The sequence below is a fragment of the Halobacteroides halobius DSM 5150 genome (assembly GCF_000328625.1).
Taxonomy (GTDB): domain Bacteria; phylum Bacillota; class Halanaerobiia; order Halobacteroidales; family Halobacteroidaceae; genus Halobacteroides; species Halobacteroides halobius.
Genome location: NC_019978.1, coordinates 338,566 through 350,198, shown reverse-complemented (window position 1 = coordinate 350,198; position 11,633 = coordinate 338,566). Strand labels below are relative to the sequence as shown.

The 11,633-nt window shown below is 31.6% G+C and carries 10 protein-coding genes; 3 read left to right on the top strand and 7 right to left on the bottom strand.

Features of this window, described 5'->3' with window-relative positions:
* Positions 1 to 9 precede the first annotated feature (9 nt).
* The 4 genes from dmpI to queG all read right to left on the bottom strand — a co-directional run bounded on the left by dmpI (position 10) and on the right by queG (position 3,650).
* Positions 10 to 201, bottom strand: a complete 192-nt coding sequence (dmpI, locus tag HALHA_RS01665) for a 4-oxalocrotonate tautomerase DmpI (RefSeq protein WP_015326065.1) — start codon at positions 199 to 201, stop codon at positions 10 to 12.
* Between the two features lie 147 nt (positions 202 to 348).
* A complete protein-coding gene (locus HALHA_RS01660; protein ID WP_015326064.1) occupies positions 349 to 867 on the bottom strand; it encodes a nitroreductase family protein in 519 nt (172 codons plus the stop codon).
* A gap of 145 nt (positions 868 to 1,012) precedes the next feature.
* Entirely contained in the window at positions 1,013 to 1,981 is a 969-nt protein-coding gene (gene bioB / locus HALHA_RS01655; RefSeq protein ID WP_015326063.1) for a biotin synthase BioB, read from the bottom strand.
* A gap of 544 nt (positions 1,982 to 2,525) precedes the next feature.
* Positions 2,526 to 3,650, bottom strand: a complete 1,125-nt coding sequence (gene queG / locus HALHA_RS01650; RefSeq protein WP_015326062.1) for a tRNA epoxyqueuosine(34) reductase QueG — start codon at positions 3,648 to 3,650, stop codon at positions 2,526 to 2,528.
* 113 nt (positions 3,651 to 3,763) lie between these two features.
* Here queG and HALHA_RS01645 point away from each other — a divergent pair, with 113 nt between their 5' ends.
* Positions 3,764 to 4,927 (top strand): YecA family protein, encoded by a 1,164-nt coding sequence (locus HALHA_RS01645; RefSeq protein WP_015326061.1) that lies wholly within the window; start codon positions 3,764 to 3,766, stop codon positions 4,925 to 4,927.
* 33 nt (positions 4,928 to 4,960) lie between these two features.
* On the opposite strand, the gene HALHA_RS01640 is transcribed toward HALHA_RS01645, so the two are convergent.
* Positions 4,961 to 5,149: a ferredoxin gene (locus HALHA_RS01640; protein WP_015326060.1), complete on the bottom strand. Its 189-nt coding sequence runs from the start codon at positions 5,147 to 5,149 to the stop codon at positions 4,961 to 4,963.
* A gap of 208 nt (positions 5,150 to 5,357) precedes the next feature.
* Here HALHA_RS01640 and HALHA_RS01635 point away from each other — a divergent pair, with 208 nt between their 5' ends.
* Complete coding sequence (locus tag HALHA_RS01635; RefSeq protein WP_015326059.1) at positions 5,358 to 6,644, top strand: IS110 family RNA-guided transposase; 1,287 nt, start codon at positions 5,358 to 5,360, stop codon at positions 6,642 to 6,644.
* Positions 6,645 to 7,060: 416 nt separating this feature from the next.
* Positions 7,061 to 8,476: an aminotransferase class V-fold PLP-dependent enzyme gene (locus HALHA_RS01625; protein ID WP_015326058.1), complete on the top strand. Its 1,416-nt coding sequence runs from the start codon at positions 7,061 to 7,063 to the stop codon at positions 8,474 to 8,476.
* An 8-nt stretch (positions 8,477 to 8,484) separates the two neighbouring features.
* Here the strand turns inward: HALHA_RS01625 and HALHA_RS01620 are convergent, their stop codons facing one another.
* Both HALHA_RS01620 and HALHA_RS01615 read right to left on the bottom strand, forming a co-directional pair.
* Complete coding sequence (locus tag HALHA_RS01620; RefSeq protein WP_015326057.1) at positions 8,485 to 9,765, bottom strand: MFS transporter; 1,281 nt, start codon at positions 9,763 to 9,765, stop codon at positions 8,485 to 8,487.
* 175 nt (positions 9,766 to 9,940) lie between these two features.
* The gene (locus HALHA_RS01615; RefSeq protein WP_015326056.1) at positions 9,941 to 11,608 is read right to left on the bottom strand and encodes a methyl-accepting chemotaxis protein; all 1,668 of its coding nucleotides are present in this window, start codon (positions 11,606 to 11,608) and stop codon (positions 9,941 to 9,943) included.
* Between the last annotated feature and the right edge of the window lie 25 nt (positions 11,609 to 11,633).

The window sequence follows — 11,633 nt, the reverse complement described above, 5'->3', positions numbered from 1 at the left end:
ACCTAAAAGTTACTTATCTTCTTTTTCTGATAATAGTTCTCCTCCGACTCCAACATTTTCAGGTGGCATCTCATTAATTTCAACTATAATAGCTTCTTCAGGAAGCTCTATTACTTCACTAGCTACCTCAGTGAACCTTTTGACTAGCTCCTTCTTTTTGGCTGTGCTTAACTTTGGCCCGTTAAGATTAATAATTGGCATTTAAACCCCTCCAGTTTTAATATAATTTAAAATTGACAATTCACAATGTACAATTAAAGTTCAAAACCTATTAATCCAGTAGTTTAAAACAAATTCTTACATAATTTTTAATCAATTTACTCATAACTCACACTCACTACTCAAAACTCAAAACTGATTTCTATGTACTTTCTCTTCTAAATATCTATCATTGACTTCTTTCTCTTCATTAGTATGCCCAATAACTACTAGAGAAATAGGTACAACCTTATCTGGTAAGTTTAGCAACTTCTTTACATCTTTTCGTCTCTTTTTTCGAGGATAAACTCCTAACCAAACAGAACCTAATCCCTGTTCTTCAGCAGCTAATAAAATATTTTGCGTAGCTGCCGAGCAATCTTGTAACATATAATTTTTAGCTGCTTCTGGATCATCAAACTTTAAATCTTCCTGATTACCACAGACAGCAATTACCACTGGAGCTTCTTTAACCATCTGGGCATAGTCATGAAACTCTGGGATTTGATCTAAAACTTCCCTATCATCAATTACTACAAACTCCCATGGTTGCTGATTCATAGCTGATGGAGCAGCCATTCCTGCTTGTAATAAATACTTTATCTCTTCTTCAGAAACTGGCTCTGAAGTATAACTTCTAATACTTCTTCTATCAAAGATAATACTCATTCTATACCTCCTTTGATTTAATTAGATATCTAATTAAATAATAACATATTTAGCTTTAAACTACAACATCAACCAATTAAAATCTTTACTTTTTTAATTTGCACAAAAAAACCCTTTGCTACTCAGCAAAAGGAAAAAATAATCTTTATTCTTCTGTCAATCCTAGATCATGAATCATCTGAATATCTTCTTCTACAGCTCTACCTTCAGTAGTTAAATAGTTACCAGTTAATAATCCATTGATCCCTGACAGTAGACTTAAGGATTGCAAGTCACGTAAGTTATCTTCTCTTCCCCCGCATAATTTAATTACCTTATTAGGTAAAGTAAATCTAAAAATAGCCGCTGTCTTTAGAACCTCCCTCGGCGGTACCGATTCATTATCCTCTACAGGAGTTCCTGCTACTGGATTTAGGATATTAATTGGTACTGAATCAACATCTAATTCTCGTAAAGTAAAAGCTAATTCTACTCTATCTGCAAAGTCTTCACCTAATCCTATAATTCCACCACAACAGACCTCTATATCTCTATCCTTTAAAAATCTAACAGTCTTAACTCTATCTTCATAACTATGTGTAGTACAGACCTCAGGAAAATGACTTTTGGAAGTTTCTAAATTATGATTATACCTCTTTAAACCTATGCCTGATAACTTTTCAACCCGCTTTTGATCTAAAGTTCCCAAAGAAGCACAGACTTCTAACTCTGTTTCTTCCTTAATTGTCTTCATAGTCTCTAAAATCTGCTCAAATTCTTGGTCACTAACTACTCCTCGACCACTAGTTACAATGCCAAAGTGCTCTGCTCCACTATCTCCTATTTCTTTGGCCCTAGCTAGAATATCTTTTCTATCTAACAAATCATAACTACTTACTCCTGTATCATAATGAATAGATTGAGCACAAAAGGTACAGTCTTCTGAACAGCTTCCTGATTTAGCATTTACAATTGAACATAAATCTACTTTCTTACCAATAAACTGGTTCTTAATCTGATTTGCTGCTGCTAATAACTCCATAGTTCTACTTTCCTCTAACTCAACTAACTTTATTGCTTCTTCTTTAGTAATCTTTTCACCTGCTAATACTTTTTTCTTTAATTTAGTTAACATAATCCGCCTCCATTCCTCTTTTTCTATTTATGTAAACGAATAAATATTAAGGTTTACAATAAATTGTAGTTTAAATTGTATAATACTCTTGGAGTACTGTCAACCTCTAACTTAAATTGTTAACAATTGTTTTATAAAAGTAAAATATTATTGATACATAGTTGCGCTTCTCAATCAGGCATTGTGTAGCTTTTTCCTTTAATAGTTTTTGTTCATTTCATTCCAGGTAAAATGAGATAAACCAAATCATAGATTTGCTTATTCATATCTATTTTACCTTTCATTCAAAGCATATGAACAAAAACTATAAGACAGTCCAAAAGCCCCACAATACCTTTAGTAATTGCTGGAGAGAGTTTCGCAACGACTCCTAAATTTTTCATTAATGAGTCTTATTGAACTGGAATAAAAATAAGGTTTGGGTTAGCTAATCACCTATTTTGATTAGCTTAACCTTATTTTTATGGAAGTAAGCTTAGACGAATTTTGAGAAATTTATTTAGTGAGAAATCCTCTCTCAGCAATCTAAAAGTACAACTATATATTAAAATTGATTAATAGCTTCTTGTACCTCCTCTTTTACCCTCTCCTCCTTTTCTTTAACTAAAACCTTTTTTAAATCATCTACTACGCTACCATCTCCTATCTCTGCCAAAGCCCAAGCAGCATGAGCACGTACAATTGGTTTTGGATCTTCTAAGGCTTCAATTAAATAGGGAACAGCTTCCTTATCACCTAGATTACCTAAGATAATAGCTGCATTACGTTGAATTGGTCTTTTTCCTCTCCAATTCATAGGAGTTGGCCCGAATTTATCTCTATACTCACTTTTAGTTAAACTTAATAATTGTGGTAACTTAGGATAAGCAGCCAATTTTTGAGGTCTAAATTCTTTATGATCTCCAATCTCTACTTCTTGATTAGAAGGACAGACTTCTTGGCACGTATCACAACCCCATAATCTAGTTCCAAACTTCTTACGATTATCTCGATCTATATAACCTCGCTTGAGAGTAAGATAGCCTAAGCACTTTCTACTATCTAATGTATAAGGAGCCTTTAAAGCACCTGTAGGACAAGCATCTAAGCATTTTCTACAATCACCACATTGATCTTCTATAGGTTGATCAATCTCTAAATCTAAATTAGTAATAATTCCACCTATAAAAATCCAAGAGCCATACTCAGGATTAATAATACTACAATTTTTACCCTGCCAGCCTATTCCAGCTCTCCTAGCTAAAGCACGATCTATTGTTGGCCCAGTATCAACAAAAGTTTTAGCTTTTAAATTTTCTTCTTCTCTTTGTAAAAATTGAACTAACTTATCTAGTTTTTTTCCTAATACATGGTGATAGTCTTGGCCCCAAGCAAATCTAGATAACTTCCCCCTTAATTCTTTTGTTGTTTTTTCTTTACTTTCAGTTATATAAACATCATCTACTTGATAAGAAATAGCACAGACTATTACTGATTTAGCATTTGATAGTACTTCTTTAGGATCAGTAATCAGTTCTAAATCTTTCTTTACAAATTTAGATAAAAACTCTTTCTCTCTCATCTTATATAAAAAATCTCTAAGTCTACTAAAATCATCAGTAGTTGTTATCCCTATCTTATCTATTCCTAATTTAGTAGCGTATTGGTTAATTTTAGATTTTAATTTCATTATACTACTCCTTTCTATCTTTAATACTAAAACAAAATACCAAAAATTTAGACAAACCTAATTAATTATGATACAATAATCTTGCTAAAATCAAGATATATGGAGGGAAAATTATGTCTAAAGTAGGTAGAAACGAACCATGTCCTTGTGGAAGTGAACAAAAGTATAAAAAATGTTGCTTGCCTCAAGAAAAAACTCAACGCTTATATAATAATGCTAAACAAAATGTTATTAATAAAGCAATTAATTTTTCTGAAAAATTCCGGTCAGAAACTAGAGAATTAAAAAAAGACTATCGTAAATTAATGAACTATGGTCATAGTAGGGAGTTGGCCCAAGGGGAAGCCGCCAATTTAACTAATATTATTTTATTTGACTATCCAATTAAAGAGAACCAAACATTAATCAAATTATTTGCAGAAAAATATAGTAATCAATTAAACAGAAGAGAAAAAAGAGTCCTTAAACGATTAATAGATTTAAATTTAGGAGTTTACGAAGTAAAAAAAATAGACAAAGAAGGTTATCATTTGAAAGATTTATGGGAAAATGAGACTTTTATAGTATCTAAAACAGATACTCTTACAGAAATGGCTAATGAACATGATATCCTTTTTACTCGTATAGCTAAAATAAAGAATACATATCAAATTATAGGTACTTTAGGAAAAGTAGTCAATGATTTAAAAGAGCAAGTTATAAATATTATTAATTATTTGCAAACTGCTTATGAATCAACAAATAAGACATCATATTGGAATAAATTTATACAAGAGTATAGTTTATTTATCTCCCTTATCCCAAGTAAAATTCAACAATTAAAATTAAGACAAAATGACGATAATTATGATCAAAAAATTATTGAATTGGTACAAGACCACCTTTCATTAGATAATATTACAGAAGAATTAATTTCAACAGAAGAATCAAACTTACATAATTCATTATTAGAATTAAAGAATAGATTTAAAATTACATTAGATGATAATATAGAACCAACAGATAAAATAGAAAAAATAGCTACCGAAAAGATGAAGCAAAAACTAACTCTTCCTGAAGTAAATGTTAGCTTAGAACTATGGCGCAAATTCAAGGAAAAATCTGATTCAATTAGAGGAAACGCAACAAGTTGGGCCGCCGGATTAGAATACCTAGTTAATCGCTTAGTAGATCTTAATTTAACTCAAGGCGATGTAGGAAAGAGATACGAAGTTAGTGCCTCTACTGTAGCTAGAACCTATAAAAAAATCAACAAACAATTAAAGATAGAATTATAACAAAAAGGCGCCTTAAGGCGCCTTTTTTTTATTCTACTTCTCCATAATAGCATCAGTAGGACAGCCTTCTACAGCTGCTGTAACATCTGCTTCTAAATCACTAGGAACATCTCCACTAATAGCTTTAGCTTTTTCATTATCATCCCAGCTAAATACTTCTCCTGCGCTATTAACACATAGCCCACAACTAATACATGCTCCCTTATCAACTTCAACTTTCATTATTATTACCTCCTTTTTTACCTGTGCTTAGTATTACCGATCCTCAATCTTTTATTCACCATTACACAATAACTTAGGTAATATCATATACTAAAAGTAATCACTTAATAAGGAGCATTCCTGTTAGGTTTAAATATGACATTCGACAAAAAAAGAACTCCTTGGTATAATTTTGGTTGCAGACACCAAATACCAAGGAGGCCGACAAATGAATTATACCCAAAATAAGAAGATTAAGCAAATTAAATCGACAACTTTAGTAATTGGAATTGATATTGCCAAGAAGCAACATGTAGCGAGAGCCCAAAACTATCGGGGGATTGAATATGATAAACCATTAAAATTTAAGAATACTCAGAATGGTTTAGAAAGACTTTTAAATTGGATTAAGAAAGTTAAAATAGAAAATGAGAAAGAAGAAGTAGTTATAGGAATGGAGCCAACAGGTCATTATTGGCTAAATATAGCTCAATTCATCACAGAAGAAGAAATAAAACTAGTACTAGTAAATCCTCATCATGTAAAGAAATCGAAAGAGTTAGATGATAATAATCCAACAAAGAATGATGTTAAAGATGCCAAAGTAATAGCTCAATTGGTTAAAGATGGTCGCTTTTCTGAACCAAATATTCCTGAAGGAATTTATGCGGAAATGAGAGTAGCTATGACGCATAAAGAAAAGCTAACGCAAGATTTAACCAGAGTGAAAAACAGAGTAATGCGTTGGTTAGATATATATTTTCCAGAATTTAATGAAGTATTTAAAGATTGGACTGGAAAAGCAGCGTTAGCTACTTTAAAATATTTTCCTTATCCAGATCAGATAGCTAAGATGGAAGCAGAAGAAATAGTAGCTAAATGGCGAGAAGAAGGTATTAAAAGAGGTGTGGGAATAAAGAGAGCTAAGAAGTTAAAAAAGGCAGCTGTGAGGTCAATAGGTGTAACCGAAGGATTTAAGATGGGGAAAGAAGAGATTAGCTATCATATAAAACAATATTGTTTTATAAACGAAGAGTTAGAAGTTTTAATGGAGAAAGTAGAAAAGTTGTTAGAAAAGATACCTGGGGTTGAAAAAATGCTGACAGTAGATGGAGTAGGAGTTAAAACAATAGCAGGTTTCATCTCAGAAGTAGGTGATTTGTGGGATTATGAACATCCAAAGCAAATTATAAGTTTGGCGGGTTTAAACTTAAAAGAAAATAGCTCAGGTAAGCATAAGGGGGAAACCAAAATAACAAAGCGAGGACGTCCCAAATTAAGAGCTTTATTGTATAGGGTAGCAATGCCTCTGGTGGCACAGAATGATGAATTTAGACAATTGCATAAATATTATACTACTCGTCGTGAAAACCCGCTTAAGAAAAAACAATCTCTGATAGTTTTGTGTTGTAAATTAATCCGAGTTCTTTTTACATTAGGTAGAAAGCAAGTAGAATACGATGGGAAAAAGATGTTGAATGATATTAAAAGACCTAATGTGAAGAATGCTGCTTAAAGGTAAGTAAATCAAATTTATATATTGGTTCTTTTAGCTTTATTCATTATAGGAATTGTACTTTAATAAACGAAGCCAGGAGAAGCTGGAAAGAATTTTTCCATAAGGGCATGACCCAGTTAAGGAGCATATCCAGCCTCCACCCATGGACAGGTAGAACGAAGGAATTTAGGGGCGTAGACCCTGCGAGATATGGGAGGTTAAACTGCCATGGTATTTGTGGAGATCTAATTTGGCGACCATATTTAAAAATGCTAAATTCTCTTTTAGGTATAGTTTATCAAAGATATTCCAAATATTTATTTATCTTCAATTAATATCTATTTGTCTAATGGAAAAATGTTTATTAAAAACTCAAATTCTAAGAATGAGTGAGTATAAGAGAGCTAGTTTAACTTACAAGAGGGAGGGAAAATATGTTTGAAAGATCATTTGCTTCTTTAATCAGAAAAGAAATAATTGGTTTGGATACACAAGTTCCTTTAATGAATAACGGTTTTACTAAATATGTAAATTTTGATAATGCTGCTAGCACTCCTGCTTTTAAAGTAAGTTATTATAAAGTAAAAAAATTCTTACATTGGTATTCTAATGTTCATCGCGGAGCTGGCTTTAAATCACAAATTGCTACTAAAATTTATGATGATGTACATAACATAGTGGCTAACTTCATAGGAGCAGATAAGGATAAAAATACTACTATCTTTGTTAAAAATACTACTGAAGCAATTAATAAATTATCTTATAGTCTAAATTTATCAGACGGTGATATTGTAATTACTACTTTAATGGAACATCATTCTAATATTCTACCTTGGCGCAATAAAGCTAAAGTTATCTATCTACAATTAAATGAAAATGGTAGACTAGATTTGACAGACTTAAAGTCTAAACTAGAAAAATACGGAAAAAGAGTTAAACTAGTAGCAATCTGTGGAGCTTCTAATGTAACAGGTTATATTAATCCAATCCATAAAATAGCTCGTGTAGTTCATAATTATAATAGTCAACTACTAGTCGATGCAGCCCAACTAATACCTCATCGCCCAATTGATATAAAATCAAATAATAATCCAGAACATATTGATTATTTAGCTTTTTCAGCTCACAAAATGTACGCTCCTTTTGGTACTGGAGTCTTAGTTGGCCCTAAAGATACTTTCTTACAACAAGGTCCCGATTATAGTGGAGGAGGAACTATTAAAGCAGTTACCTTAGATGATACAATTTGGGCCAACCTCCCAGACAAAGAAGAAGCAGGCACCCCTAATATAATTGGTGCTGTAGCTTTAGGTGCCACTATAAAATTCTTAGAAAAAATAGGTTTTAAAAAAATAGTTAAACATGAAAATAAACTTCTTAACTATACTCTAGACCAACTACAACAACTAGAAGAAGTTAAACTCTATGGAGCTATGAAGACTGGTAATGCTAAAAAACAAGTTGGCGTTATTCCATTTAATATTACATCAATTCCTCATTCTTTAGTAGCAGCTATCTTAGCTAATGAAGCTGGTATTGGAGTTAGAAATGGTTGCTTTTGTGCCCATCCTTATATTCATTATCTACTAGGATTAACAGATAAAGAGATCAATCAATCAAAAAAAGCTCTTGCTCAAGAAGATTATTCCCAAAAACCTGGCTTAGTTCGCATCAGCTTTGGTAGCTATAACACAACTAAAGAAATAGATCATTTAATTAATACTTTACAAAAAATTATCAAACGTCAACAATCCGGTTTTGACCTAACTAAAAATTATGAGTTTGATAGTACTAGTGGAGAATACATGCCTAAAAAAGACTTTAATTATGATCACTTCTTTAAGCTATAAACTTATTCTTAACTTATATCTCGAGGGTCATACACTTTAGTAAGCAATAAACCTGCTCCAATAGCAACCATTAAAAAAGATATACCAAAAACTATTTGATAATTAAATAAATCAGCTAATAATCCCCCTAATAAAGAAACACAAGCTATTGTTAATCCGGATACAGTATTGGTAATAGCTACATATGTAGGACGTTCTTCAGGGTTACAAAACTCAGGAATAATAGTTAAAAATGATACCTTCTGTGCCCCTAATGCTATACCAGTTATAATAAAAACAAAATAAAAAGCCATAATACTTTGAGCGAATAAAGCAATTAAAACTCCAATAGAGTTAAAAGCAGCACATAGAGTCATCACCAATTTATGACCATATCTATCACTAACATGCCCCCAAAATATATTTGTTAAACTCTGACTAACAATTAATAATATAGTAAAAGTACCCACTACATCACTAGCTATCTTATCAGTTAGTCCTAACCTTTCAATACCTGCTACAGTAAATAATCCATTAGACATACCAATAAACTGAATAAAAAAGACACATAACAAATAATTTCTGAAATTAACCTTCTCTTTTAAAATCATTGGTAATTTCTTAAAATATTCTCTAAATCCTTGTTTTTGATTAACTGTTGGATAAGCCGGTTCTTTAATTACTAATAAAAATAAGTAGGATATCATTAATGCAATAAAAGCTAAAGTAAATAGAACTGTAAAACTAAAAGGAAAATTAAAACTCTTAATAATATAACCAGCTCCTAATGCCCCTAGAACTTGTAAAATACTACTCAAAAAAGTTCTGTAACCAAAAAATCTACCTCTACGATCAACCGGTATAACCTTTGATACTAGGTCAAACCAAGCTGGGCCAACTAATCCTCCGGCTACACTATATAAACCCCAACAGACAAAAAAGATAACCAGTAGCCAATTTTGATATTCTGGGGTTAATACATAAGTCAGGATAGCTAAACATAACCAAGGTAATCTTTGCAACAATCCTAATAAAAGTACTACTTTTTTCTTACGATACAGACCTTCTATTTTCCTAGCTGCAAATAACTGGGGGATATTGGCCCCAAACATTAATGTTGCTGTAATTAAGCTAATTAAAAATTTAGAATCTGTCAACTGTTTAACAAATAAAGGCAAGATAGTGCTAAGTGAGACAAATCCCATCCCTAAGGCAAAAAAAGAACCATCAAAAATATTAGCATAAAAATTGACCTTATAGTTCTTTTCAATCTGATGACTAAACTTCTCCATTTTACAACTATTTTCCATTTTTAAACACCTTCTTTAACAATAAGTTTGGAACTGCTTCCAAAGTGATTAAACAAATATAATTTGCCATAGTATTATTATAAGTAAAAGAAATTACATCTGCAACAGGTAAATATAATTAAGATGATCCAAAAAAAGAGTTCCCTAATTAGGGAACTCTTTAAATAACCTCTTACTATTGCTTATTCAAATCTTTATTAGCTTCTACAACACGTTCAATTAACTCTATTTGTTCTTGAGCATTATTAACCTGATTATTTATCTTATGATATAAATCAGTATTCTTTATTGTGATTTGTTCCATTAATTCCTTCATCTGTTCAGTAGATGATACAGTTTCTTGTGTTTGAGCCGAAACTTCCTGACTAGAAGCAGAGATTTGTTGAGCCAACGCCCCCACTTGTTCACTAGCCGCTGCTTGAGTATCAGCATTATCTTTAACTTGTTTCATTTTAGTTGTAACTTTAGTAGACATTTGATTTATTTCATCAAAGATCTCCACAATACTATCATTTGTGCCATCATCAGATACCATTGCAGTAACTGCTTCCTCAGCTGCTGACTCTACTTCTTGGACAATTGCTTGAACTTCTTTAGTTGCTTCCATACTTTCATCTGCTAAATCCTTAATTTCCTCGGCTACAACTGTAAAGCCTTGTCCATGTTCACCAGCTCGAGCTGCTTCGATAGCTGCATTTAAAGCTAATAAATTAGTTTGATCAGTTATTTTAATAATCCTATTTGATATTTCGCTAATTTGGCTAACACTTTCTTGTAAACGATGCATTGTATCAGCAGTACTATGCACAAATTGATTTCCTCGTTCAATTCTTTTATCAGTCTTTTGTAATGCTTGATATGTTTCTTCTCCAATCTCTGAAATACTCTCTGCCTGATTAGATAGTTCTTCAACTCCTACTGATACTTCTTGGATTGCTACTGAAACTTCTTCTACTGCTTTAGCTACCTCATCATTACTATTCATTAAATCTTGAATAGAACCGAAAGCATTAGTTAATCTCTCATCTACTTGATCTGCTGTTTTCTTCATTTCATCAGCAATATTAGATACCGAATCAGCCTTATTAGATACTTGCTTAGTTTTATCTTTAACTTCATAAGTAACTTTACTAACTCTTCTTACAATAGCAAATCCTAAACCTAATAGAAGTAATAAAATAATTACCCCCATAATCATAATGCGATTTTTAATCTGTTGACTATAATTCATCACTTTTTTAACATTATTATTTAATCGCTTCATATTATAGCTACTTAAAGAGGCATTGGCTAATCTAATCTTGAAACTAGTCTGGTCTATTTTAGAACTAAGTAACCTTCTTTCATAAGAATTAGGCTCTGTCTTTTTTAGCTTAATTCCTTGGGCAGTTAACTGCTGATTTAACTTTTTTAATTTATCTAACTTTTTAATTCCTTTATTGCTTTTGATATAACTTCTAATTGCATCAATCTCACCACTAACCATGTTATTACGAGTGGGACTAAAAGAACCTATACCTGCCAACCACCGATAAACTCTAACTACTTTATTATCAACATCACGTAAGATACTTTCATTAATTCTAACTGCTGGTACAATCTCTTGTTGAATCGATTTGATTTCTTGATTAATCTGATAAGTATTATAAAAAACTATTCCTCCAGCTAATAAAATAATAATTAAAATCAAAGCAAAACCAAATTCTAAACCTCTAACAACACTAAGCTTAGATAGAATTTTGCTTAAACCAATTTTGTCCAAATTAACTTTTTTAGCCACTTTTTTAAATAAGTTAAGTACATTATTCAATCCCTTACTAAAAAAATCTTTTAATTTGTTCATTTTACCCCCCCGTTCTATTAAACTA